This window comes from Bradyrhizobium sp. URHD0069 (assembly GCF_000701345.1).
Taxonomy (GTDB): Bacteria; Pseudomonadota; Alphaproteobacteria; order Rhizobiales; family Xanthobacteraceae; genus Bradyrhizobium.
The window spans coordinates 1-23,906 of record NZ_JNIJ01000008.1 but is presented as its reverse complement, the minus strand read 5'-3'; the positions used below and the strand labels follow the sequence as shown (position 1 = coordinate 23,906).

General features: G+C 60.1%; 22 protein-coding genes and 2 pseudogenes. 6 read left to right on the top strand and 18 right to left on the bottom strand.

The window, feature by feature from the left end; all coding sequences use genetic code 11:
- Positions 1–349: 349 nt before the first annotated feature.
- Complete coding sequence (locus N554_RS37780; RefSeq protein ID WP_081851069.1) at positions 350–811, bottom strand: YbhB/YbcL family Raf kinase inhibitor-like protein; 462 nt, start codon at positions 809–811, stop codon at positions 350–352.
- 296 nt (positions 812–1,107) lie between these two features.
- Here N554_RS37780 and N554_RS35235 point away from each other — a divergent pair, with 296 nt between their 5' ends.
- From N554_RS35235 to N554_RS42845, 3 genes and pseudogenes are all read left to right on the top strand, one after another.
- On the top strand, positions 1,108–1,806 hold the full coding sequence (locus N554_RS35235) for an MBL fold metallo-hydrolase (RefSeq protein ID WP_051677241.1): 699 nt from the start codon (positions 1,108–1,110) through the stop codon (positions 1,804–1,806).
- Positions 1,742–2,128 carry an MBL fold metallo-hydrolase gene (locus N554_RS37080; protein ID WP_051677240.1) on the top strand — a complete coding sequence of 129 codons (387 nt, stop codon included), beginning with the start codon at positions 1,742–1,744 and terminating at the stop codon, positions 2,126–2,128. Before N554_RS35235 ends, N554_RS37080 begins: the two co-directional genes overlap by 65 nt.
- 10 nt (positions 2,129–2,138) lie before the next feature.
- Positions 2,139–3,286, top strand: a pseudogene (locus N554_RS42845) (CapA family protein).
- A gap of 371 nt (positions 3,287–3,657) precedes the next feature.
- On the opposite strand, the gene N554_RS0101545 reads toward N554_RS42845, so the two are convergent.
- From N554_RS0101545 to N554_RS0101505, 9 genes are read right to left on the bottom strand one after another with little or no spacing between them, the layout of a single operon-like run.
- Entirely contained in the window at positions 3,658–5,979 is a 2,322-nt protein-coding gene (locus tag N554_RS0101545) for a xanthine dehydrogenase family protein molybdopterin-binding subunit (protein WP_029581862.1), read from the bottom strand.
- On the bottom strand, positions 5,976–6,455 hold the full coding sequence (locus tag N554_RS0101540) for a (2Fe-2S)-binding protein (RefSeq protein WP_029581861.1): 480 nt from the start codon (positions 6,453–6,455) through the stop codon (positions 5,976–5,978). Before N554_RS0101540 ends, N554_RS0101545 begins: the two co-directional genes overlap by 4 nt.
- The gene (locus N554_RS39465) at positions 6,452–7,321 is read right to left on the bottom strand and encodes an FAD binding domain-containing protein (RefSeq protein ID WP_029581860.1); all 870 of its coding nucleotides are present in this window, start codon (positions 7,319–7,321) and stop codon (positions 6,452–6,454) included. Before N554_RS39465 ends, N554_RS0101540 begins: the two co-directional genes overlap by 4 nt.
- Positions 7,322–7,326: 5 nt before the next feature.
- Positions 7,327–8,109 carry an alpha/beta fold hydrolase gene (locus N554_RS0101530; protein ID WP_029581859.1) on the bottom strand — a complete coding sequence of 261 codons (783 nt, stop codon included), beginning with the start codon at positions 8,107–8,109 and terminating at the stop codon, positions 7,327–7,329.
- Positions 8,110–8,120: 11 nt separating this feature from the next.
- Positions 8,121–8,840, bottom strand: a complete 720-nt coding sequence (locus N554_RS0101525) for an ABC transporter ATP-binding protein (protein WP_051677239.1) — start codon at positions 8,838–8,840, stop codon at positions 8,121–8,123.
- Entirely contained in the window at positions 8,830–9,573 is a 744-nt protein-coding gene (locus N554_RS0101520) for an ABC transporter ATP-binding protein (RefSeq protein ID WP_029581857.1), read from the bottom strand. Before N554_RS0101520 ends, N554_RS0101525 begins: the two co-directional genes overlap by 11 nt.
- On the bottom strand, positions 9,570–10,571 hold the full coding sequence (locus N554_RS0101515; protein ID WP_029581856.1) for a branched-chain amino acid ABC transporter permease: 1,002 nt from the start codon (positions 10,569–10,571) through the stop codon (positions 9,570–9,572). Before N554_RS0101515 ends, N554_RS0101520 begins: the two co-directional genes overlap by 4 nt.
- On the bottom strand, positions 10,571–11,431 hold the full coding sequence (locus N554_RS0101510) for a branched-chain amino acid ABC transporter permease (RefSeq protein ID WP_029581855.1): 861 nt from the start codon (positions 11,429–11,431) through the stop codon (positions 10,571–10,573). The genes N554_RS0101515 and N554_RS0101510 overlap by 1 nt, the downstream gene beginning before the upstream one ends.
- A 24-nt stretch (positions 11,432–11,455) precedes the next feature.
- On the bottom strand, positions 11,456–12,676 hold the full coding sequence (locus tag N554_RS0101505; protein ID WP_029581854.1) for an ABC transporter substrate-binding protein: 1,221 nt from the start codon (positions 12,674–12,676) through the stop codon (positions 11,456–11,458).
- A 218-nt stretch (positions 12,677–12,894) separates the two neighbouring features.
- Here N554_RS0101505 and N554_RS0101500 point away from each other — a divergent pair, with 218 nt between their 5' ends.
- Together N554_RS0101500 and N554_RS0101495 are read left to right on the top strand one after the other, a co-directional pair.
- Positions 12,895–13,530, top strand: a complete 636-nt coding sequence (locus N554_RS0101500; RefSeq protein WP_029581853.1) for a GntR family transcriptional regulator — start codon at positions 12,895–12,897, stop codon at positions 13,528–13,530.
- Positions 13,531–13,569: 39 nt separating this feature from the next.
- On the top strand, positions 13,570–14,637 hold the full coding sequence (locus tag N554_RS0101495) for an amidohydrolase family protein (RefSeq protein WP_036052165.1): 1,068 nt from the start codon (positions 13,570–13,572) through the stop codon (positions 14,635–14,637).
- Between the two features lie 171 nt (positions 14,638–14,808).
- Here the strand turns inward: N554_RS0101495 and N554_RS0101490 are convergent, their stop codons facing one another.
- The 8 genes from N554_RS0101490 to N554_RS0101450 all read right to left on the bottom strand — a co-directional run bounded on the left by N554_RS0101490 (position 14,809) and on the right by N554_RS0101450 (position 23,080).
- The gene (locus N554_RS0101490; RefSeq protein ID WP_029581851.1) at positions 14,809–16,500 is read right to left on the bottom strand and encodes a hypothetical protein; all 1,692 of its coding nucleotides are present in this window, start codon (positions 16,498–16,500) and stop codon (positions 14,809–14,811) included.
- A 497-nt stretch (positions 16,501–16,997) separates the two neighbouring features.
- Complete coding sequence (locus tag N554_RS0101485) at positions 16,998–17,429, bottom strand: hypothetical protein (RefSeq protein ID WP_051677238.1); 432 nt, start codon at positions 17,427–17,429, stop codon at positions 16,998–17,000.
- Positions 17,426–18,400, bottom strand: a complete 975-nt coding sequence (locus N554_RS0101480; RefSeq protein WP_036052163.1) for an acyl-CoA desaturase — start codon at positions 18,398–18,400, stop codon at positions 17,426–17,428. The genes N554_RS0101485 and N554_RS0101480 overlap by 4 nt, the downstream gene beginning before the upstream one ends.
- Before the next feature lie 61 nt (positions 18,401–18,461).
- A complete protein-coding gene (locus tag N554_RS39460; RefSeq protein WP_156041719.1) occupies positions 18,462–18,632 on the bottom strand; it encodes a hypothetical protein in 171 nt (56 codons plus the stop codon).
- A 437-nt stretch (positions 18,633–19,069) separates the two neighbouring features.
- Complete coding sequence (locus tag N554_RS0101465) at positions 19,070–19,990, bottom strand: hypothetical protein (RefSeq protein ID WP_029581848.1); 921 nt, start codon at positions 19,988–19,990, stop codon at positions 19,070–19,072.
- Positions 19,987–21,315 carry a tetratricopeptide repeat protein gene (locus N554_RS0101460; RefSeq protein WP_029581847.1) on the bottom strand — a complete coding sequence of 443 codons (1,329 nt, stop codon included), beginning with the start codon at positions 21,313–21,315 and terminating at the stop codon, positions 19,987–19,989. The genes N554_RS0101465 and N554_RS0101460 overlap by 4 nt, the downstream gene beginning before the upstream one ends.
- A 2-nt stretch (positions 21,316–21,317) precedes the next feature.
- Entirely contained in the window at positions 21,318–22,517 is a 1,200-nt protein-coding gene (locus N554_RS0101455) for an AAA family ATPase (RefSeq protein WP_081851067.1), read from the bottom strand.
- The gene (locus N554_RS0101450) at positions 22,514–23,080 is read right to left on the bottom strand and encodes a hypothetical protein (protein WP_029581845.1); all 567 of its coding nucleotides are present in this window, start codon (positions 23,078–23,080) and stop codon (positions 22,514–22,516) included. The genes N554_RS0101455 and N554_RS0101450 overlap by 4 nt, the downstream gene beginning before the upstream one ends.
- Before the next feature lie 603 nt (positions 23,081–23,683).
- On the opposite strand from N554_RS0101450, the pseudogene N554_RS0101445 reads away from it, so the two are divergent.
- A pseudogene (locus N554_RS0101445) lies at positions 23,684–23,906 on the top strand (IS110 family transposase); the annotation flags it as partial.

Below are 23,906 nucleotides of genomic sequence, written 5' to 3'. Positions count from 1 at the left end.
GAGATCAAACATGAAACGAAGCTAAGTGCGGATTTCTTCGGCAAGTGCATCTAGTCGCGCTTGCGGTGTGGTATGGGCGCTGGGCCTCACGGTGCCGCCTTCTGTTGTGTGTACCGAAAACCTCATCCGAGTTGATGACGTGATGGAATCGCCTAAGCTGGTGGAATGATCGGGCTGCTCTGTTTCGTTCTGACCGTGCTGGCCTCGCCATTCAAGTCGAAGTTGCGGCTTGAAGCTGAGAACGCGGTGCTTCGACATCAGCTGATCGTCTTGCGGCGCAAGGTGAGGGGTCGAGCCCAGCCTACCAACAACGACCGCTGGTTCCTCGTCCAGATGTATCGATGGTCCATCAATCCTGAAGGCCGTTACGATTGTCCAACCTGAAACGCTGGTGCGGTGGCATCGGGCCGGCTTTCGCCGCTATTGGCGTTGAAAAACGCGTCGACGGGGAGGGCGGCCGCCGATCGAGGCGGAATTGCGCGCGCCGGAAGTGATAATGATGAGGCCCATGGCCATGAGGTGGACACGGGCCGCCATAGCCCACCTTCCGAAAATCGTTGACCGCCTGCTTCAATTTGGCGTTTTGCGCGGCGTCGACCGCAAGCTCCGTTACGGCCGGCGGAATATCGTAAGCCGCCCAATGATGCCATGTGCCGGCGGGCGCATCGGGATCGTCGCAGAGCAGAACAAAACTCAGCGTTCCGGCTGGCGCGCCGGACCATTGCAGAGGTGGGGAGAGGTTTTCTCCATCGCAGGTAAACCGTCGCGGAATTGCTGCACCATCGTCGAAGGCGCTTGAAACAAGTTTCATGGCTCTCTCCATCAGGCTGCAGGAGGCATCGGCGCGGGCTTGACGTGCCCTTCCAGATCCGGCTCGGCCAGCGAGCGCGCATCGATTGCCGTACCTCGTCGCGTAGCCGAACGAGCGTGATCAGATTGCAGCGCCGTCGTTCGATCTTGCCGGTGCGGAGTCCAAAAGTCTGCTTAAATCTGGAAGTTCATGGAGCATTGACCAAAATCAACCCGGTGTACAAGGAGGGTTCCTTGGGCAGTGAAAGTAGAGTGATGCGCAAGACGCGTAAAAAACCTGCTGTAGAATAGTTTGTCATGCGACCGATCTTCCATCCGAGCCTGGTCAACGGTCGCTACGGCGACCCGACGGTCTATGTGGAGACACTGTTCAAAACGCACAGTGTGCTGTTCGACCTCGGAGAAATCGCTTCACTGTCACCGCGGAAGATACGACGCGTCGACCAGATCTTCGTCTCACATGCGCATATCGATCATTTCATTGGCTTTGATCATCTGCTCCGTTTGCTTGTGGGACACGAAAAAACAGTACGCCTTTACGGCCCGGCCGGCTTTGCCGAGCGCGTCTATCCCAAGCTTCAGGCCTATCGATGGAATCTGGTCGAGAGCTACGGCTCCGATCTAGTCTTCGTTGTGAGCGAGCTTGAGACGCCGAACTCCATCTCTACCAGGCAGTTCCGGTTGAAGAGGGCTTTTGCCGCGGAAGCGTCGGCGTCGAAAACAACTCTTGACGGCGTACTCTGTGACGAACGGACCTGCCGCGTCTCAGCCGCCATCCTCGAGCATCGTACACCCTGCCTCGGCTTTGCCCTGCAGGAAGCGGCCCATGTCAATATTTGGAAGAATCGTTTGTCCGAGCGCGGGCTTCCTGTCGGGGCCGTGGCTGCGGTGGCTCAAGCAAGCCGTTGTGGAAGGCCGTCCGGACGATTATTTGATACGGATCGATGGAGCGGCGACTTCGGAAGGTCGCCTCGAGCGGCTCAGCAGCCTGCGTGACCTCCTGACGGTCACTGCCGGCCAGAAAATTGCCTTTGTTACCGATGTCACCGACACGCCGGCCAATCGTGCCGCCATCGTGGCGCTCGTTCAGAATGCGGATATCCTCTTCATTGAGGCGGCATTTGCGGGGGCGGACGCCGCATTGGCGAGGGACCGGGCCCATCTTACAACCACGGCTGCGGGAGAAATCGCGCGGGAAGCCAATGTGCGCCGCGTCGAGCCGTTTCACTTCTCTCCGCGCTATGCGGGAGAGCAGGAGCGCATGCTGGCCGAGGTGATGACGGCGTTCAGGGATCCCACACCTGACGCAAAAACCTGAGTGGCATTTCATGCCCGAGGAAAGACATTTGCCGACTGGGCATCGGAAATCGGTGCGACTCTTTCTGTGCGGAGATGTCATGTGCGGCCGCGGCATCGACCAGGTATTGGCGCACCCCTGCAGGCCCGAAATTTACGAAGATTGCGAGCGATCGGCGGAGGGTTACGTGCTGCTCGCCGAGCAGGCGAACGGGCCCATTCCGCGGCGCAACGGGTCGTCCTACGTTTGGGGCGCTGCACTGGGCCAGTTGGAGCGCATGCAGCCGGACGCGCGGATCATCAATCTCGAAACGGCTGTGACCCGCAGCCACGACCGCGTGAACAAGGGCATCAACTACCGCGTGAGCCCCGAGAATGCAGAATGTCTCGCGGCGGCCAAGATCAACTGCTGCGTATTGGCCAACAACCATGTGCTCGATTGGGGCCGCGCCGGCTTGCTGGAGACGCTGACGACTCTGCAGAAACTCAACGTCAAGGCGACGGGCGCAGGACGCAACGATCACGAAGCGCGCGCACCCGCGGTGCTGAACTTTGGCAAAGGCGGCTCTTGATCTTTTCGTTTGGATCGACATCGAGCGGCATCCCGCTCGGGTGGGCTGCGACACCCGACGCTCCAGGCGTCAACTTGCTGCCTGACCTGTGCGAGGCGAGCGCGTTGGAGGTCGCTGACCGGGTCATGTCGCTCAGGAGGCCGGGCGATCTCATCGTCGTTTCGATCCATTGGGGATCCAATTGGGGATATCACATCCCGGATGAGCAGAGGACTTTGGCCCGGGCCCTCATCGACCAGGCAGGCGTATCGATCGTTCACGGGCATTCTTCGCATCATCCGAGAGCGATCGAAATCTATCGAGACCGCCTCATTCTCTATGGCTGCGGTGATTTTCTGAACGACTATGAAGGGATCCATGGTTACGAGCGCTACCGTGACGACCTGGCCTTGATGTATTTCGCCGACCTGGATCCGACCAGCGGAAGCCTCCATGCGCTCAAACTGGTTCCCCTGCAGATTAAGAACTTTCGTCTCTCCATTCCATCGTGGCGGGACATCGAATGGATCCAGCAGACACTGGATGGGAGATGTCAGCAGTTCGGAACAAGGGTCATTCTTGATTCCGAACGGCAGCTTGTAGTTATCGGGCCTAGGGCACGGACCTAACTCTGGTCACAATTCCTCCCGTGGACCGCTTTTGGCGGATAGTGTTGAAAAAGTCTTTTTGGCTGCCGAACGAAAATTTTTAGGACCACTGATGCGGTTCGTGCGCGGCGACGTGAGGGACCACGTCGTTACCCAAAGATCGACCACGGTTCTTCGTAGCGGCGCTGCAGAGCATTTCAGCGGTAAAGAAGCCTAAGAATCAAATTCCGCGAGATTTTCGGAGTCATTCGATTTTCGATTTTTGCAACAGTATCGGCGCAAAGCGGACGTCCTGGCGTGATGGCCCTTATTCCGGCAGACGGTATGTGCGGACGCTGGTGCATGTAATGCGGTGACGACTTACGATCCCGGACAGTCTTGTACGCACGTCGTCAATTCCCGTCCAGCCATGTCACGACGTGCTGGGGCGAGATCGGATGAAGCGCAATGAACGGTCCGTCCGGTCCCAGAGCATCTTCCACGGCTGATATCACGCAGGCGGCGGCCGGAATGGTGCCACCTTCACCGGCGCCCTTGACGCCGATCGGATTGCGCGGCGAAGGCGTTTCCATGTGATGGATTTCGATCCTCGGCATTTCGAACGCCATCGGCAGGAGATAGTCGCCGTAGGTGGTCGTGAGCGGCTGCCCTTCTTCGTCATAGATCATGCGCTCAAATAGCGCATTGCCAATGCCGTGCACGACGCCCCCACGGATCTGGCCGTCGACGATCAATGGATTGATAAGTCTGCCGCAATCGTGGACTACCACGTAGCGAACTACGCTGACATCTCCGGTTTCGGGGTCAACTTCGACCTCGCAGGCGTTCGCGCCGTAGGCAAATGTCAGGGCATTGGAATTGAAATATGCCGTCGCAGCGAGATCGGGCTCCATGTCGCCCGGCAACGGCACTCCTGTATTTCCAGCGAGCGTGCGAGCGATCTCGGACAGTTTGATTTTCATGTCCGGAATGCCCTTCACGTGCACGGCGCCGCCGTCGAGTTCAAGATCGTGTTCGCCCACTTCCAACTGATGGGACGCGAAGGCGATGGCCTTGGCCCGCACCTTGTGCGCAGCCAATTGCACCGAAGAACCTGCCGTGACCGCAATGCGGCTGGCGATGGTGGAGATGCCGAGTGGGAATTTAGCAGTATCGGCGGTTTCAACCGTCACGTCTTCGAGCTCAACGCCGAGCGCGTCAGCGGCAATCTGCGCAAATGCAGTGCGATGGCCCTGGCCCTGGCTGGATGCGCCGGTGGCGATAATAACCTTGCCGGCTGGCGTCACGCGAACGGACGCCCCTTCGAATGGCCCGAGTCCGGTGTCTTCGACGCAGGATGCGATACCCAGCCCGCGCAGCTTGCCGCGCCGTTTGGTTTCGTTGCGCCGCGCTTCGAAATTCGTCGCGTCGATCTTGTCGAGAACGAGATTCAGCGCGCCGACATAATCGCCGCTATCATAGGAGATCGGCGAACCGTCGCGTGCTTTTATGCCAGTGGTGTAGGGCATCTGGTCGGCCCGGACGAAGCTGCGGCGCCGAACCTCCTGCCGGTCCATGCCAAGGTGGCGCGCGACGCGGTCGGCAAGGCGCTCAAGCAGGAATGCGACATTGGGCCGGCAAGCCCCACGTACCGGCGACGTTGGCACTAGGTTGGTGAGGACGACATCGATTGACAGATCGAGTGCCTCGAGGGCATAGGGGCCGGGAAAGCTGGCGAGGGCGGTGGCGGGTAGGATCAGGCCATACGGCGCGTAGGCGCCATTGTCGTGAATACAGCGCCCGCGGATCGCGCGCATACGTCCGTCATTGTCGAAGGCGACGTCCAGCGTCCAGGTCTGGCCGCGTTGTTGAGTCGTGGCGACAAAATGCTCCTGGCGATCCTCGATCCATTTCACGGGACGTCGGCTCTTGATGACGGCGAGAGTGACAGCGAATTCCTCGGCATAAACGTTGGCCTTCGGCCCGAACCCGCCGCCAACATCGGGCGTCATGACGCGAATGTCGTTCTCGTCGCGCTTCAGATAGGCGGCGAGATGTCGCCGGACCATGTAGGGCGATTGCGAGGAGGTCGAGATGGTCAGCGCATCGGTCAGTAGATCGATGTTTGCGACCACGCCGCGGCATTCCATCGAATGGCAACCGCCGCGATGAATGTCGAAATGCTCGGTCAGCACATGATCCGCTTTGGCGAATACCCCTGCGCAGTCACCGAAGCCAGCCTTCATCGTGGCTGCGATATTGCTGGCGTGTTGAGAGTGCGTCTTGGGCGAATTGGCCTCGCAGGCGAGGGCGGCATCCGACACCGCGGGCAAGTACTCGATATCGAGCGTCACTGCGGCAGCGGCGTCCTCGGCGTTGGCGCGGTTATCGGCCAGAACGATGGCGATGGCTTCGCCGACATGCCGAATCTCCGTGTCGGCCAGCGGATGATAGGTGATCGGCGTCTTCAGAAGCGGATGTGGTGCCATTGGCGGCATCGGGCCGTGTGCGATGTCCGCGAAATCCGCCATCGTGTAGATCGCGACCACGCCCGGCATCGCGAGGGCGTCGCCCGTGTCGATGCTGCGGATCCTGCCATGGGCAAAGCTCGCTCGCACAAAGGCGGCATGCAGCATGCCGGGCAGATCGATATCGTCGACATATTGGCCTTTGCCCGCCAGCAGGCGTGCATCTTCCAGGCGGGTGACAGCGGCTCCAAAAAAACGTCCACTCATGTCCGGCTCGCCTTTGCGGATGCCGTGTCCAGCGCTGCCTGCACGATGCCCTCATAGCCGGTACAGCGACAGATGTTGCCCGAGATCGCGATCCTGACGTCCTGCTCGGTCGGCGCGGGCGTGGTGCGCAAGTAGGCTTCGAGCGTCATCAGCATTCCCGAAGTGCAGAATCCGCACTGCAGGCCATGATTGGTTGCGAATGCCTGCTGGAGCGGCGACAGCGCACCGGGTTTGCCAAGGCTCTCGACAGTTTCCACAACGGTGCCGTCGATCTGAACCGCCAGCATGAGGCACGATCGCACCGGCGCGCCGTTCACGATAACGGTGCACGCGCCGCAGACACCGTGCTCGCAGCCAAGATGCGTGCCGGTCAGCCCGAGCGAGTGCCGCAGAAAATCGCCCAGATGAATCCGCGGATCGACCCTGGCCTCGCGTCGTTCGCCGTTGAGCGTGAATGTCACGGAATGTTCGGTCATGACGGCCGCCGCATTGTGGTGCAGGCCTCGTTCAACGCCCGGCGGATCAGCACGCCGGCCAGATGACGTCGATAGTCGGCGGTCACATGGACGTCTTCCATCGCATCGAGCGCGCTGGCTGCGGCAATGACGGGTTTGATGTTGAGACTGTCAACATGCTGGCCGATCAGCGTGCGTTCCGCCTCGGATAGGCGCTTCGGCGCCGCTTCGACGCCGAACGACAACAGTGCTGCAAGCGTGATGCGGCCGTCCCTGCCGGCTTCGAGAAGGGCCGCGGCGCCGGCAATGGCGAAGTCGCCGTGCCTTCGGGCATATTCCGCGAAACCGTAGCCGTGGCCGTCGGCCCATGGCTTGAAGCGAATCACTTCCAGAAATTCCTGTTCGCCAAGCGCGGATTGCAGCAGCCCTTCGAACCACTCGCCGGCAGGAATAACGCGGCGGCCGCCCGGCCCGACGACGACGAACTCGGCGTCGAGGGCCGCGCACATTGCGGGCTGTTCGGCAGAAGGATCGAGGTGGCAACAACTCCCGCCGATCGTGCCGCGGGCGCGAGTCTGGATATGGCCGACATGTTCCAGTGCGCGGGTCAGCAGGGGCAGTCTGGATTTGACGAGGTCCGACGCCAGCACGTCAGCCTGTCGGGTCATCGCGCCGATCTCAATACCGTCAACGGCCTCGCGAATCCCGGCGAGGTTGGCAACGCGGTTGATGTCGATCAGATGATCGGGTGCGATCACCCGCAAATTCATCATCGGCATCAATGACTGTCCGCCCGCAAGAATCTTGGCGTTGTCCAGACGGGCCAACAGCGCGCCGAGTTCTTCGCGCGTTTGCGGACGGTGATATTGAAAGGGCGGTGCTTTCATCGGATTTACTTCAGGTCGAGGAACTTGGCGATAGTCTTGATGAACGCTTCGGGTGCCTGTGCCATCGGAGCATGGCCGCATCCAGGCATTTCGATAAGGTCGGCCTTCGGCAGGGCTCTTGCCAGCGTGCGCGCCATTTCAGGCGGTGTCGCGGCGTCACGTTCGCCCACCACCACCAGCGTCGGATTACGGATCATCCCGATATCGGCGGTCAGATCGAGGGCTGCCAGCGCGTGACACGCTTCGGCGAAAAATTCCGGATTGGTCTTGACCAGAGCGTTGCGCCGCTCGGCCATGATATCAGGATTGACTGCGATGAAGTCTTCCGGGAACAGCCGTTTGAGAGCCACATCGACGATCGCCTCCATGCCGCTTTGGCGCACGCGTTCAGCCATCGCATAGAACGACTGCTTGCCTTCCGGTGAGAAGCCGACGCCGGTGTCGGCCAAGACCAGCCGGTCGAATTGCGCGCCATGACGAATGGCCAGCGTGCTGGCGACAAAGCCGCCGAAGCCATTGCCGAGGACGTCGGCCGTCGTTCCGAGGCCGAGCGCATCGAACAGGCCGGCCATGCGATCGGCAATCCCCTCGATGGTGGCGCCGGCCGATGACGACGCGCCAAATCCCGGCAGGTCGGGAACGATGACACGTCGCTGCCGCCCAAGCACAGGGACGATCTTGTCGAAGATGGCTCGATCTGCAAGCAACGAGTGCAGCAGCACGATCGGTTTGCCGGCGCCCGTTTCGACGATATCAAGGACTCCCTCACGCAAACGAACGGATGTCATTCTTCAGCCTTTCAATAAACGCCGAGCAACTGCTCGACCAGACGATCGTTGGAGCGCAGCGAGTCAACGCCTCCGACGTGTGCGACGTAGCCGGTGTTGAGAACAACGACTTCGTCCGCGATGTCCAGCGCCAGCTTGATGTTCTGTTCGACGAGAATGATCGAAAGGCCGCTGCTGCGAAGTTGCTTCAGAACCATTGCGACCTCTGCGACGATCTGGGGCGCCAATCCTTCCGAAGGCTCGTCAAACAGAATGACGCGCGGATTTGTCATCAAGGCCCGGCAGATCGCGAGCATCTGCTGTTCGCCGCCGGACAGTGAGCCGGCCAGTTGCCGCTGGCGTTCCGACAGCCGGGGGAAGGTCGCATAGACCTGCTCGAGACCCCAGCCGGAGCTGTGCCCGGTCTTGCCGCGGCGAGCCGCCACCGTCAGGTTCTCGAATACGGTCAGCGACGGAAAGATACGCCTTCCTTGCGGCACGAGGCCGACGCCCTTCAGCGAAATGGCCTCCGGTGACAGGCCCGCGATGGACTGGCCAAACAGATCGATGCGCGTGGCCTTGGCCTTGATCAGCCCCATGATCGCACTGATGCAGGTGGTCTTGCCGGCGCCGTTGCGACCGAGCAGTCCAAGGACGTGCCCCTTCTTCACATTGAAGGATAGGTCGTGCAGGACGTGGCTTTCGCCGTAGAAAGCGTTGAGGCCGCTGATCGTGAGCGCGTCAGTGTCCAAGATACACCTCCCGGGTCCTCGGATCGGCGACCACGTCGGCGCGGCTTCCTTCCACGACGACCTGTCCGTGCTGCATCACCGTGATCACGTCGGCGAAGGCGAGGGCGACGTCCATGTCGTGTTCGATCATGACAATGGTAACGTCGCGCGGAATGGATTGAAGCAGACGCTGAACGTCCTGACGTTCGTCGGCGGAAAGGCCAGCCAACGGCTCGTCGAGCAGCAGGAGTTTTGGCTTTTGCGCGAGCGCCATCGCGATCTCGAGCCGCCGCCGCTCGCCATAGCTCGTCTCCGCCACGGTTCGGTCCGCAAGATGTTCGAGGCCGACAAGGGCAAGGGTTGCGCGCGCTTCATCCCAGAGCGGCGTCTGGCGGCGCAGATCGGACCATGGATTGAAGCGAATTTCCCGCAGGCCGACGAGTGAGATGACGACGTTGTGAAGCAGCGTGTTCTTCGAAAACAGCGTGATGATCTGGTAGGTTCGCGCCATGCCGAGATGGGTGCGCTGGTTGGCGGACTTCCTGGTCACGTTCTGCCCGAAGATCCGGATCTCGCCCTGCGACGGCGGGAAGTCGCCCGCGATGAGATTGAAGAACGTCGTCTTGCCGGCACCGTTGGGGCCGAGCAGCAGCCGCCGTTCTCCAGCCGGAATACGCATCGAGACATCGCGGACTGCTGGCAGCCCGCCGAAGAAGCGATAAAGTCCGGTGACCTCCAGAACAGGTGTCGTCATCGGGCGGAGTCCTTGGCGATGGAGGGCGTATCCGCAGCCTTGTCTGCGCGTGGCCGGCTTCTCAAGGAGCGCACCCAGCGCGTAATGCCCGGCACCAGACCTTCGGGCATGAACAAGACGATCACGACAAAAATGACGCCAAGCAGGATTAGCCAGCGCGTGATGTAGGCGCTGACGACATTCTTGAGGATGACCACCAGCGCGGCGCCGACCACCGGCCCAAGCAGCGTGCCGGTGCCGCCGGCGATGACCATCAGCAGCGTTTCGGCCGACGTCGTGAGATGCAGCGTCTGGGGACTGACGAACTGGTGGTAATAAGCATAGAGCAGGCCGGCGACCGAGCCCCAGAAACCGGCGAACACAAAGCTCAACCACTGAATCAGCCACACATTGTAACCCAGCGCCCGCATGCGTCGCGGCTGATCGCGAGTGCCTTGCAGGCTTTGCCCGAGTGCCGATTGGACGAAGCGTGCGATACACCACAGCGCTATGCCGAAGAAGGCCAGAGCGAAATAATAGAAAATGGCAGGGTCCATCAGGTTGAGGCCAAAGGGGTGCGGCCGCTTGAGCCCGCCCAGCCCGTTGTCGCCGCCGGTCAGGCTGGCCCATCGATAGGCAACGCCCCACAGGATCTGGCCAAGCGCCAGCGTAATCATCAGAAATCCGAGACCTGATGCGCGTAGCGCCAGATAACCGAACAGCATCGCCAGCACGGTCGTCGCGCCGATGGCGATCAATGCGCCTGCGAGATGCCCGAAGCCCGCATGGGCGGTGAGGTAAATAGACAGATAGGCCGCCACGCCGAGATAGGCCGCGTGACCCAGCGATATCATGCCGCCGAAGCCGATCAGCAGATTGAGGCTGAGTGCGAGAATTGCCGCGATTACGACCTGGCTTGCGATGTTGACGTAGTAATCCGATGTCACCAGCCACGGCAGTGCCAGCAGCGCGGCGATCGCAATGAGCCACGACAGCAAGTTGAAGGACGGGGCGCGCATCAAATGGCCTGCCTTCCGAACAGGCCGGTCGGCCGCAGCGTGAGCACTAGGACCATCGGCAGGAAAAGGATCACGTAGGCGAGATCCGGAAAGAGCGCCTGCCCATAGCTGTAGATGAAACCGATGATCAGGCTGCCGACAAACGCGCCGAGCAGACTGCCGACGCCGCCCAGAATGACGACGACCAGCGCAAGCGGCAGCATGTCGGAATCGAGGCCGGGATACACCGACAGGATCGGTCCGGCCAGCACGCCTCCAGCGCCCGCCAGCGCCGAGCCGAGACAGAATACCGCGGAGAACAGCAGCGAAGTCCGGATGCCCATGGCGCGGGCCATGGGCAGATCGTCGACGCCGGCGCGGATCATTGCGCCGAGGCGGCTGCGTTCAAGGAGGAACCAGAGTGCGGCAGCAAGCGCGAACGCTACGCCAATCACGAACAGGCGATAGATCGGAAACGCCAGATTCGAGACGCGGAACGCGCCCGTCAATTCCCTGGGCATCGGCACCGGACGCGGATCACCGGTCCAGATCCAGACGCAGGTGTCGGCGATGATGAACGCGATGCCGAGCGTCACCAGCACCTGCGCCAGCGGCTGGCCGTTCAGCCGGCGCAGGATGAAGCGCTCGATCACTGTCCCGAGGATGCAGATCGCGCCGCCGCCAATCAGGATCGCGATCCAGAAATTCACGCCGGCCTCGATCGCCGACAGTCCGACATAGGCGCCGAGCATGAAGTATGCGCCATGCGAGAGATTGACGATGCGCATCAGGCCGAAGATTAGCGAAAAGCCTGACGCCAGAATGAACAGGAGGGATCCGAACGCCAGACCGTTCAAACCCTGAATGATCCAGAAATTCATGCGGATCCCTCCCGGCGATGCGCATTACTTCGCCGGCGTCCAGTCGCGCGAATAGACGGGGCTCTTGAGGAATTCGTCCGGCCCGTAGGTCCAGAACTGGCTCACCGCTGGATAGGTCTTGATGACGGTGTTCTGCAATCTTCCGTCCTTTTTCTCGACCTTGCGGATCGCGACATCGAGGATCGGCTGACCGTACGTGTCGAGCTTCACCGGACCATAGGGACTTTGTGAAATGTTGACGTTGCGCAAGGCCTTCATGAAGGCGGCCTTGTCCGAGATGTCTCCCTTGACCTGCTCCAGCGCATTGTTAAGGAACTGACAGGCCATGTAAGCGCCGACGGTGTAGTAGCCCGGATCGGCGCTGTAAGCCTTGCGCACGGCTTCCACGAACTTCTTGTTGGCGGGAGTATCGGTGGCGGCGCTGTACCAACCGGATGAAATCACGCCGACCGCTTCGTCGCCCATGCGCTTGAGAATGCCCTCGTCCACCGTCGTCATGGCGCCGAGAACCGGCTTCTGCATGCCGTAGTTCTTGTACTCGCCGAGAAACTTGATGCCATTGCCGCCGGCAAACGCCGCAAAGACCGCATCGACACTCGGATCGATCTGGGTGATGTAGGTGCCGTATTCCGCAGCGTTGAGCGGCGACCACAGCTTCTGGACCACCTTGCCGCCGTTCTGTTCGAACGTGCGCTGGAAGCCGGCCGCGATTTCATGGCCGAACGCGAAGTCGTCGGCGATGATCGCGATCTTCTTGTAGTGCAGATCCTTCGCGGCATATTCGCCGAGTGGATGATGGGCCTGCGCCGATGTGCCGACAGCGCGCACGAACCAGGGATTGGGCTTGCGCTGAGTCAAATCCTCTGCGGCTGCAGAAGGCGAGATGACGGGCGTCTTGGTTTGCCGGATATAGTCGTCGATAGCGAGTGCCTCGAAGGCCGCCAGCGGGCCGATCAGCACCTGCGCGCCGTCGCGTTCGACCAGCTCCTGCGCCTTGGTCTTGGTCACGGCAGGTTGGCCGGCCGTATCGGCGGTGATAATCTCGATCTTGCGACCTGCCATTACGCCGCGGTGCTCGTCCATACACAGCTTCAGGCCTTCTTCCATCTGCCGGCCACCGGCGGCCAACGCGCCTGACCGGACCGTCATAAAGCCGACTTTGAGCGATTCGGCAGCCTGCAGCGGCGTCAAAGCCGTGCACGCGGCGAGGATTGTCGTCGATAAGAAGATGCGGGTACGCACCATGCTAAGTCTCCCTAGAGCCGAGGCTTGATACATCTGATTTGATATGTGTACCTTCTATTAGGATGTCACCAACCGATCGCAAGAGTCAATTGCTCGAGAAAAATCCTCAATTTTGCTGGTTTTTTGGTATAGTCAGGAAGAAAAAATGACGATTTAAGCGGAATCGGTGTGAACTTGTGATATCTTACGTTTTTGGATGAAGGGCGACCGCAAGCGAAATGCAGGGACAGCGGATCTACGATTTTCTGAGGCGGGGTATTCTGACATGCGATCTGCCGCCCGGCCGTGAACTGCGCGAGCAGGAGCTCGCCCAGCAGTTCGACGTCAGCAAGTCGCCGGTGCGCGAGGCGCTTCAGCATCTCGTCAGCGAAGGACTGCTGATCGTCATTCCTCGTCAGGGGTATCGCGTGTCGCCGGTGTCCTTGCGGGATGCCAACGAGATCTTTGCGTTTCGCCAGGCGCTCGAACTCGCGTGCATCGCGGAGGCGGTAAAGAACGCATCCGACGAGGAATTGAAAGCGCTCGATCGGTTTCGTGAGTTCGATGGCGACTACGAAAACGAGTTCATCAACTACAACCGAGATTTTCACTGCGCTCTCGCGCGATGCTCCAACAACGGCCGGATGGCACGGACGACCTGCGATCTGATCGAGGAGACCGAGCGTCTTGTCAGGATGAGTGTAGCCGCGGTTCGCGGACCCAAGGCACATAAGTTCGTCGAGGAACACAACGCCATCATTTCAGCGCTTCAGGCGCGAGACTCGCGCCGGGCGGTCAGCTTGCTGAAAGCTCACGTCTCGGCGGCCGTTAAACGGTTCAGCACCGCGTTGGAATGGACGGCGATGCAGGCCTGAGCGCAACCTTTCAACGATCTTCAAGAACGGGACGTTTCAATGATCGACCGCAAAAATCGCTATGGCTTTACCGCAGCCCGCATTCATGACGCTGACGGTCGCGCCCGCCGTCCGTCGTCTACGACGATCGATATTCATTCGCACATCTTTGTCCGCGAAGCCGCCAAGGTCGCACAGCCTCACATCGACATCAGTCGTATTTCGCTGGCCCACTTCGCCGACGACGCGACCAAGGCGATCAATGCCGGCCAAGAAAAAGATATCATGGAGGTGATGACCACAATTGACCGGCGACTGCATGATCTCGACAAGATGGGCATCGATATCCAGGTCGTCGCTCCCGCTCCAGGACAATGCTACTATCATCTCGATACGAAAATCGCCCAACAAGCACATCGCATCGCCAATGATGGCGTGGCGGAATTCTGCTCACGCCGGCCTGATCGGTTTCTAGGTCTCGGTGGGATTACGCTGCAAGAGCCTGAGTTGGCCGTGCGCGAACTCGATTATGTCATAACGCACCTGAAACTGAAGGGTGTTCAGATTCTGACCAACGTCGATGGGAGGGAATTGTCTGATCCGGCTTACCGCCCATTCTTCGCCAAGGCCGAAGAGCTCGGCGCATTCATCATGCTGCATCCCAACGGTTTCACGCACGGAGAGCGTCTCACGCATTTCTACTTCAACAACATGTTGGGCAACCCGCTCGAGACCACGTTGGCGTTGCATAACCTGATCTTCAGCGGAACGCTGGCGCGTTTTCCCGACCTGAAACTCATGGCTGTGCATGGCGGCGGCTATCTGCCATCGTATTCAGGTCGCATCGACCATGCATGGGGCGCACGGCAGGATTCTCATGGTGACCTACCGCTGCAGCCGACGACGTATTTGCGTCAGGTCTATCTCGACACCGTTGTCTTCAGCTATCACCAACTGGCTTATTTGCTCAACGTGTTCGGTTCTGATAGGATCCTGATGGGTACCGACTACCCCTATGATATGGCCGAATACAACCCGATCGGTCACATCGCTGGTGTCGACGGCATGGACGAGACGACATTGGCGCAATTAGCCGGCGGCAATGCGATGCGGCTACTCGATTCTTAGATCGGCCTGCATTGTCTCGCGGTCGTCGGTACATGAACGGCCGCTTTTGGCACAAATGCGAAGTGCCGACTGCATCGAGCAATGTCCGAGTTTGATGGCAAAGCGGAAAACATGTGCTCGTACTGAGTTCTTCTCAATTTGACCCGAACCGGACATTTGTCGATGCAGGGCTTACGACCGAAGTATCCAGACCCCGTTCGTCCAGTATAGCGAAGGCTTCGTCGCGCGCCGACCGTTCCAGTTTTTCGTCATGCAGTTGTTGGGACCGACCTTCGTGGTTCCCTTGCCTGACAAAACCGCGTCAAGCCAGCTCTCGAAATCAGCGCGGGCGTTGGCCGCGAGGCGCGACTTGTTGTCCCGCACAAAGGCGTCTTCACCAAGCTTCAGAAGCGCCACGATGAGCGCGGTCTTGTTGTCATCATCGAATGAGGGGCTGTCGATCTCGTGCAGCATCCGCGCCTTCATCTCGGCAATAATTGCGGGGCTGGCGCGGCCGATCCGGCAAATGGCCAGCACGGGAAACAGCTGTCGATAGCCCTGCGCGGTCATGAAGTCCGCCTCATAAAAATCGAGCGCTTGCCGGCCGGAAATGCGCTGTATGCGAGCATACAGCGCAGGAAACTCGTTGGAGGCCATTCCATCAACAAAGTAGGCGTTCAGCGGTGCCGCGACTTTCGCAAATGCCTCGTCGGGCAGTGCAGTCAACGCTGCCGCAAGTCCTTCATAACGATACATGTACTCCTGCCCGTCACCCGCTGCAGGTCTGATGTTGCTTAACTCGATGAACCGGTTAGCCGTCGCTTCGGCGAGCGGCGCAAGGCGCGTGGGATTCTGCGCTACCGAAAACTTTATGCCCATCGGCACTTTCGGATTGCCGCCGCCGGCGAGTTCCTGCAGCAAGGCGAACATGCGGTCTTCAACCCGTTGAGGTTCATCGGCGAGCCAGGCGAGCGCCGCCTCGTTCTGCGGATAGCCACGATAGTTGGCGAGGTCGGCGGCGGTATATTTCGGAAGCCCGAGCATGACACTCTCGGGCCCATCGAAGCGTTCGCGGTCGATGCCATCCGGGACGGTGTCGAGAACCGTGTGCGATCTCATAAAACCGGCGTCACATTTCCAGGCCGGAGGACTGCTAATCAAGCCGCATCCGATCGCCAAGCCGGGGAAGATCGGCAGTCGCCAGACAGAAGCGGTTTTGTAGTTTCCAACGATCTTCCCGTCGAGCATCAATTGATGGGTCTGCACGCTGATGCCGCGCTTGCGTTTCCAGACTTCTTCATCGCCGATCTTGACCACGGAAATGACCTTTTGAGGGGGTGACTCCGGAACGCTCAACCTGCAGACCTTGTCGAGCGCTATGTTGCCGAAATAAACACCGGATGTCTGGATCCGGTGCAGGCTGTCCCTGGCGAGATTGCACTGGTTGCGATGGACCAGCCGAAAGGACCGGTGCTGTTCCGGCTGAAAGTTTGCGTTGGCTTCGTAAGCCACTACAATCACGTGGCTGCTGACGAGCGCTGGCGCTGTCGGTGTTACGAGCGAATGGATGTCCGCGTTGAATTCAAGGACTTTTCCCGAATTGGACTTCCGCAGCTCAGCGGATGTGCGAGCGATATTGATCGTCTCATAGGCGTAGAGTGCGTAATAACCGCTATAGGTGATGAGCGGGATCGCGATGAAAGCTCGCGGAATGCGTCGGACCCATCCTTCGATGGCCAGTGCTAGAAGAAAAACATGCACCAGGAGCCCGGTCCAGATCGGACCGCCGAACATCATGAGTACGATGCCGGTGACGGGGGATGCCTGCAGTGCCAGCAGAATAGCGATGACGATTAGTGCAATTCCGGAGACAGTTTTGAGCATCAGAGGCATCGCGCGAGATCCGGTTGACTGATATCATCGAGGTTGTAGGCGTGTTGAATTAAGCCGTTGCTAAAACCGGCGCTTTATCAAGCCGATGCGGAATGATTCAATCTTTACTCAAGTGCTCACGTGGCCGTGGTGCATCAGAATGCCTCCGACGCTCCGGTGGCCGCCGGCACGTGCCTACATGTCGCCGCTTGTTCCCGAAACAGCAGAGCCGAGTAGCACGGCAAGCGCACTTCCGAAATTGGCACCACAGCGGACATGAGGATCGACGGACGCACTACTCTTGTCGCCATTCGTTCCTGGTGCGTCATTTCAACCAAACTGCCCGAGCCAGAAAATTGTTAGGATTACATTTGCAGATATTGAGGGCACGCAATGAAGCGCCGAGAGTTCATCGCCGGACTCGGCGGAGCGGCTGCGTGGCCACTGGCCGCGCGGGCGCAGGCAGGAGCGGCCGGAGGGACCGCCCGATCAAGATTGCGCGCGTTTTTTCACGGGGCTTCTGTCGGAAGCGCGGCGATTTCCGCTCGTAACGCTGTAAGCGGCTTGTTGAGGTCCAGTTCGGAGCCATAAAGACTTGTCGAGATCAGACCCGCTCTGAACGCCAGCGCGGTTCTCCGTGGTGCACATATGACGCCCATGAGCGCCAGGGGCAGGCAAAACAGTGTCGCCGCCCAGTGGCGGTATCGTCCGGCGGCGAACTCCCACGCCGCCATCTGCATCTCTCCCGTCATCGTGCAGGGATAGCCAGTAAGAATGTGGTGGAGGTCGTGCCGCGTGACGGCGTCTCGCCGCCACTCCCAGTTCGGAAATTCAACCGACGCCGGGCCTATTTTGCAAATCCATGTCGCACTGCGCGCGGGGTCAGCCTCTATGCCATTCGCCGCATAATAAGCGGCGAGGGCCTCAGCGGCGGTGGTCACGATCGGACACCCGAAATTTCCGCCTGGCCGGGCGCACAGACTGAAAGCGAGCGGGCGTGGACCGGGCTTATTCCAGGGCGGGGCGGCAGCTCCGCGGGCACCTGAACGTTCCAAGCCAAGCCAAGGGCGCGAAGCAGCCTCACGAACTCCCAGCCGAGATCGATCTGCCCGGGATAGAGACCGTGCCGCGCAGAGCCCGGAAAGGCGTGGTGGTTATTGTGCCAGCTCTCTCCCATCGTCGGAATAGCCATCACCGCCACGTTATGCGCTTGGACCACCGCGCCGTCGACGGTCCAGTCCTGCGCTCCTTGCGTGTGCGCGAAGTAGGATATTCCCCAATGCATTGTCGTGCAGGCCGCGACGCGTACAAAGACGCCCCACACGACAAAAGGCCACCCACCCAGCCAATAGAGAACGAGAGCGATCGGAATCTGGTGCAACATCCAGGTGCGATCGAGAAACTGATAGAAGGGATCGTCGCCAATGCCCGCGCCAGGATCGAAACCTGGAGGATGCTTCAAGACGAGTCGGCCATGGAGATAAAGCAAGCCATCCAGCCAGAGGCTTTTTCGGTGCGCGAGGAACGGATGGCAATCGGCCTGGCGCTGGGCCCAATCCCGGCTGTCGTGCACGCGAATGGTCCACAGTGGCCCACCCATGCCCACCGCCGTTCCGAGCCAGACCAGCGTCCTCTCGACCCATTTGGGACACTCGAAGCTGCGGTGAATGAGGCGCCGGTGGAAGCCGACGGAGTGGCCAGCGCAAAGCGTGATTCCGGCCGTGACCAGAAAGACGGCCAACGCGCTCCACGAAAATGTGAGCGGACCGAGGACGATGGCCCCAAGCAGCATTGCGCCATTCCACAAAGAGCGCGGTGCATCCCAAACAATCGTGCCCTCGACAGGCGATGCCTTGTCCAGATTGGTCAGCGAATTGACTTTGTAAAAATCGTGCTGCTCCTGGCCCATCATCCGGACTTCGGCTCTTTGCTGATGCCAAAAACAATTGGCGAGACGGTGCTGCTCCGCTTTCCTACCAGGAAAGCATGAAAAAAACATAAAAATGCAAGGCCACTTGATCCGCCGGATCGATCCGTTGCCTCCCAAGAAATAATCCAAAAACGACCATAGCGGCGATCATCAGATTTGAATTGTGAAAGCCGCCTTCGGGCGGCTTTGTTCTTTTGCGACTAACACCCGTCATGTCTGTTCATGGCCGATTTTGTTGCAAAAGTCCCAAAATGCCGAGCGACTAATTTTCCGCGAAAGGACGAAACAAGCTGCGATCGCCGATCGATGTAGCCTCAAACGTGCCGCCGAAGTCGCCTGTGAGTTCGTCGCAGGATGCAGTAGTCCCCCACATCAATATTCGATCGCCGCGCCTACAGCCCGGAAAATTTTTGATCGGTGGTGCAAAAAGACTTTTGCAACAAAATCGGCACCTTTGAGACATGCTGTCCGACTGTGAGAATGTCGGTTGACCGGGGTAGACCGGAAATCATCGGCGGCTGGTGCAAACCACACGAATGAGACCCGTAGCGGACAATCGCTCAGCCCCAACTGGTAATGGCCACAGGACAGCGCCCAGATCACGGTACTGTCCTAGTTAAGGTGCCCCCTCCTAGCGGAACCAGTCCCGCTCTATGTCGCTTGGCTGTTGAAAATCCTGGGCACGAATTTCCTCGCGAGGTTGAACCCGACCAGCGTTGCAATCACCACTGGCGGAAAATCTATTGCTTGGGACGCTAGGATGCCGGTGGGCCGATAGGCTGTCGTCGAAAGATAGTACGCGATAGGCAGGCTGACGGCTGCGCACCAGGCCCAGTGCCTGCCGAAAAATCCAATCGCGGCGCCCAGTACGACGCAGGGGATTCCCCAGTGCACGAAAAAGGCGCCCCACAATACGATGATCGGCAAGCCGGCGATGCTAAATCCGGTCAGCATCATGGCCGCTATAACGGATCCAGCCACCAGGCTTGGCCAGGGCCACTCGTTTGACGACCGAAGCACCGTCGAGAATGAGGCAAAATCCGACCGCACCCGTTCATCCATAGGCGACGAAAGGTGCTTTGATGCGACATGGGCGCCGAGCGCAATCAGAGACCCGACGAAAACGCTGATCGGGATGAAGCCCATGATATGGAAAATCATCATCACCGCCGTTCCTTGAAGCGCCGATAAAAAGACGCTCGCCAGCATCGGCAGGATTTCCGCTGTCATCAGTTGCGGAAGAGCCAGATAGAACGCGCCGAAGCCCGTGCATAGGAATGAAATGAAGAGCGTGAACAGTATGATCCGAACGATTGCGAAGGACCCAGCAACCATCCTCCGGGCGAGGCTCGGGTACGCCTTCGTCGGCCAGATCCAATACGCGAAGGCAGCGGACAACAGCATCGGATAGTAGATCGGTGTCCAGAACATGAGTTGCGGAATCGGCCGGTCGAGATCGACGCCGCCGATTACTTTCGGTTCGGTCGCGTAGCCTAAGAGCGTGCTCTTGAGATAGTAAGCGAAATAGACTGCGAACAGGGCCGCCGCAATTTTCCCGGCTCTGGTGATCATGGTTTCACGCGCGAAAATCGAGGCAGGTCGGAGCTCGGTTGCATTGGACGCTTGCGCGCGTCAAGCTGAATTTGCAGCAGCTCCGCGTTCGACAATTCCTTGGACAATTCGGCCATTCGGGCGCGCGCCTTGTCGTTGCGGCCGTCACGGTTCGCCAACTGGTACATCGCGTAGATTTGCTTGACGTCACGCCTGCCAAAGCCGTTGTCGAGGGTGGCAGCATAGGACATCGCGCAGGCGGGATTCTCGGTCCGCTCGACGCACTGCTTCAGGAATCCCACGCCCTTCGCGATATCGGTCTGGCCCGATCGCGCGGCGAATTCCATGTAATACATCGATAGCGTCAGCAGCGCCGTGGGCTCGTTCTGTTCGGCGGCGTGTTCAAGCCATTTCAAGGCGCTGGATGGATCGTCGGAAATTCCCTGGAAATAGGCCTGCATTCTGCGAACGCCGACGAACGTCAGCGCGTAGCGGTTGCCCTGGGAAGCGCTCTTCTCCGCCAGCCGGTCGGCTTCGAGATTGTCCTTGGCTACGCCGCGGCCGGTAAAATAGAGCTCGGCAAGGTAGAACGCGGCCTTAGCGTCATCCCGATCGGCGGCGAACCTGAAATACTTTGCCGCGCGGCCGGGATCGATGCTTCCCATCCATCCCGAAAGATAGCCCTGGCCTGCGACGCGCGAGGACTCGACATCGCCCTTGGCGGCGGCATTCAGGATGAGCTTCTGGCCTTTCTCGAGATCATGCTGAATTCCCGGCACACCGATGATGTGCAGCACGCCGAGCACGGCCATCGACTTCAGGTCGGCCTTGCCCGCGGCCTGCTCGAGATAGAGTACGCCGCTGCGGAGCGCGCCGTTTTGCGGCTGCGCCATCGTCGCCAGTCCGCGGACCAGCAGCACATGGGGATCGTCCGATCCGGCCGCCTCGAGTAATTCCAGCGCCTTGCGCGAATTCTTGCTTCGATAGGCGCGCCACGCCTCCGTCAGCATGGTTCTTTGCGGCTCCGGATCGCCGGCAAAATATCGTTCGTCTAGTCCGAGGTCGCCGAGTTGCGGTGTCAAGGCGCTGTCGCGGCGGCCGAGTTTGGCAATATCGCCTTGCGTCTTGATGTCCTGATCCGACAGTTTCGGCGGCGAGACGGCGGTTAGCGCCGAATTGCCGATCGTCGCGAACGACTGCAATCCGTGAATGAACAGCAGCACGATGGCGCCGATGACGGCAAACTCACAGAAGCCGCGAAAGGTGGCGTTGGTCGCATAGAGGTCGAGGAAGAGGCGGAAAGCGCCCTTCCGTTCACCCTGGAGGATGTGCGATTGACCGGCCATCGTCAGCCAACGGTCGCGCGTTGCAGGTTCGACGCGGCGGCCTCGCGATGGCCCCGGACGGCCTCGACTCTGACACGCTCGCCATCCTGCACCAGCCGAATTTCGGTCGCGCCGGCGGCGCGCGCATCGATTAAGCCATCCGTGATCTGTCGTTCGATGGCGCGCGCCATGTCGCGAACGCCGCCCTGCATGCGGCCAGACAACGCATCGATTGCCCGCATTAGGATTTGCGGATCGATGCCGCCGCCGGCGATCCTGACGTTGAACTGCAGGGCGATCGCTTCGATCTCCAGCGCAACGACCCGCGCGATGTCCAATCCCTTCAGCGGCCGGAACGCGAAGACGTCGTCGATCCGCGACAGCACTTCAGGCGCGAACTGGGCGTCCGCCAGGGCGCCCTTCGCCAGCCGCCCCTGTTCTTCGGCGGTCTCGTTGGTCTGCTCGGCGATCTCGCCGATGCGACGCGAGGCGGCGTTGGTGGTGAGAATGAAGATGGCCTCATTGGTCGCGACGCGGGCGCCGTCGCTGACCTCGGTGATGAATCCGTCGTTCCACGCCGTCAGGAAGCGCTTGTGGACTTCCGAATGGGCTTTCTCGAATTCATCCAGCAGCACGATCGCGTTGGGCACGTCGCGGAGCGCCGCCGTCATCGAGCCGTAGCTGTTGGAGCCGACATAGCCGCGGGCCTGGCCGAACAGGCTTGCGGCCGCGTGCGGCTGGCCAAACTGGCTCATGTCGAAGAAGTGCAGATGGCTCCGCCCGCCATAGAGTTCCTCGGCGAGCACTTTTGCGAAATGTGTCTTGCCGACGCCGGGTGCGCCGGCGAGACAGAACACAGCCACGGGCTTGTCGAGCCGCCGCGCTGCAATGCGTCGCCGCAATTGCTGCGCGATCGCCTTGATGGCGTCCTCCTGGCCGACCACGCGGGCTGTGATGCGCGCCGCCAGGTCGTCGGCATCGATCGTGATCAGGCTCTGGCTTCGCTTCTCATAGGCCTGTTGAAGACTGGTCTTGTTGGAAAGCCGATCCAGAATATCCATGACGAACCTCGGGAGATAAGAACCTCGATAGAGAAAGATGGCGACGGCTGCGCCTGCCGCGCCTATCACCAGCGTAACAGCGAGCGCAGGCGAAGCGTGGTCGATGGTGATGAGGGCGAGCAGCAGGATCAGCCGGCCGAGCCACGGAGACATTCCCATCATGGCACCACCTCGATACGTTCGCCGGGCCGCAGGATGCGCATCGACATCGGGCCGGTACTGGTGGCGAACGCCACGGTGATGCCGCCGCCTTGTCCGTCGCGAAGTGCGGTGACCCCGATCGGCGCGCTGTCTGCCAGCGTCACCGCAACGGGCGTCCAGCTTTTGGTCAGCACGATCTGCTGCGTCAGCCCCGACGCCTCGACCGCGACGGTATCGCCATCCGGATCAATGCTGTCTAAGAAGACGATCCAGGCGAGACGCTGGCGCCGCTCGATCACCGCCTGCTCGATCTCGGCACGTTGCGGCGATGAAACCTTCAAGGCGGCAACCGCCGCAGCTACAGCCGGGCGATCGTCCGGCGAAACAAAGGTGACGACGTTGGCCGACAGGTCCCCCGGCCGGGAAGGCACCTTCGCGGTGGCCTTGCTGTCGCTGTCCGTAGCGGCGTAGACACCGCCGCCGATCAGGCCGAGCAGCAACAACACCGGCATGAGCCGCGATGCCTGCCGGGCAGGGAGCGCCGATGGAAGTTCGAGTTGCGGCTCGTCGTTTTCGGATGGCATGCGGGGTCCCCGGGGATTGTCCGGTGAGGTTGCATAGGGATTGCAAGCACCATGTTAATTTAGCTGGCCCGCTACGGGCCGGCGCGAAGCAGGGTTAATGTTCGTTGAGGGGATTTGATCGCATTGGAGGCACCGCAGGTTCTGTGCCGGATGGCATTCGCCACCAACAGGGAGACGTGGCGCGTAGACGATGACAAGTCCGCACTTGGCAGATTTTGTTGCAAAACTCCCAAAATGCCGTTCGATCAATTTCCCGCAAATGGACCAAACGAGCCGCAATCGCCGATCGATGTAGCCTCCAGGCCATTAGCGAAGTCGCCCGTGAGTTCGTCGCTAGATAATGTAGTCCCTCAAATTATTGTTCGATCGCCGCGTGTACGGCCCGGAAATTTGTATTCAGTGACGCAAAAAGACTTTTGCAACAAAATCGGCACTTTTCGGACTTGGCGCGATGTCCGAGTTGAGTCCGTAATGCGCTCCAAAGATGGGGTAATCGGCCGGCCCAGCTTGTGGATAGCTGAAGATTTTGGGTGCTGCGCTTCAGGCTGATGGTGAAACGAGGTCCGTGGTTACGGCCTCAAGCATCAGAAGGAGAAGCGCAGCATGGACCATTTTGCTGGATTAGACGTATCGGTCAAGCAGACCAGCGTCTGCATTGTGGATGACACGGGCAGGATCGTGCGGGAAGTGAAGGTGGCGAGCGAGCCTGAAGCTCTGCTGCAGGTTCTGCGGAACCCCATCTACCGCTTCAGGCGGATCGGACTGGAAGCCGGGCCGCTATCGCAATGGCTTTTCAGCGCGTTGGCCGAAGCAGGTTTGCCAGCGA

Coding starts and splice junctions, on each gene's coding strand:
- N554_RS0101530 (WP_029581859.1), bottom strand. CDS start 8,109: ATGACATCCGTTCGTTTGCGTGAGGGAGTCCTTGATATCGTCGAAACG.
- N554_RS35235 (WP_051677241.1), top strand. CDS start 1,108: ATGCGACCGATCTTCCATCCGAGCCTGGTCAACGGTCGCTACGGCGAC.
- N554_RS0101480 (WP_036052163.1), bottom strand. CDS start 18,400: ATGATGGGCCAGGAGCAGCACGATTTTTACAAAGTCAATTCGCTGACC.
- N554_RS0101520 (WP_029581857.1), bottom strand. CDS start 9,573: ATGACGACACCTGTTCTGGAGGTCACCGGACTTTATCGCTTCTTCGGC.
- N554_RS39465 (WP_029581860.1), bottom strand. CDS start 7,321: ATGAAAGCACCGCCCTTTCAATATCACCGTCCGCAAACGCGCGAAGAA.
- N554_RS0101505 (WP_029581854.1), bottom strand. CDS start 12,676: ATGGTGCGTACCCGCATCTTCTTATCGACGACAATCCTCGCCGCGTGC.
- N554_RS0101490 (WP_029581851.1), bottom strand. CDS start 16,500: ATGCTCAAAACTGTCTCCGGAATTGCACTAATCGTCATCGCTATTCTG.
- N554_RS39460 (WP_156041719.1), bottom strand. CDS start 18,632: ATGACGGGTGTTAGTCGCAAAAGAACAAAGCCGCCCGAAGGCGGCTTT.
- N554_RS0101450 (WP_029581845.1), bottom strand. CDS start 23,080: ATGCCATCCGAAAACGACGAGCCGCAACTCGAACTTCCATCGGCGCTC.
- N554_RS0101515 (WP_029581856.1), bottom strand. CDS start 10,571: ATGCGCGCCCCGTCCTTCAACTTGCTGTCGTGGCTCATTGCGATCGCC.
- N554_RS0101545 (WP_029581862.1), bottom strand. CDS start 5,979: ATGAGTGGACGTTTTTTTGGAGCCGCTGTCACCCGCCTGGAAGATGCA.
- N554_RS0101460 (WP_029581847.1), bottom strand. CDS start 21,315: ATGGCCGGTCAATCGCACATCCTCCAGGGTGAACGGAAGGGCGCTTTC.
- N554_RS37780 (WP_081851069.1), bottom strand. CDS start 811: ATGAAACTTGTTTCAAGCGCCTTCGACGATGGTGCAGCAATTCCGCGA.
- N554_RS0101455 (WP_081851067.1), bottom strand. CDS start 22,517: ATGATGGGAATGTCTCCGTGGCTCGGCCGGCTGATCCTGCTGCTCGCC.
- N554_RS0101495 (WP_036052165.1), top strand. CDS start 13,570: ATGATCGACCGCAAAAATCGCTATGGCTTTACCGCAGCCCGCATTCAT.
- N554_RS0101540 (WP_029581861.1), bottom strand. CDS start 6,455: ATGACCGAACATTCCGTGACATTCACGCTCAACGGCGAACGACGCGAG.
- N554_RS0101500 (WP_029581853.1), top strand. CDS start 12,895: ATGCAGGGACAGCGGATCTACGATTTTCTGAGGCGGGGTATTCTGACA.
- N554_RS0101510 (WP_029581855.1), bottom strand. CDS start 11,431: ATGAATTTCTGGATCATTCAGGGTTTGAACGGTCTGGCGTTCGGATCC.
- N554_RS0101465 (WP_029581848.1), bottom strand. CDS start 19,990: ATGATCACCAGAGCCGGGAAAATTGCGGCGGCCCTGTTCGCAGTCTAT.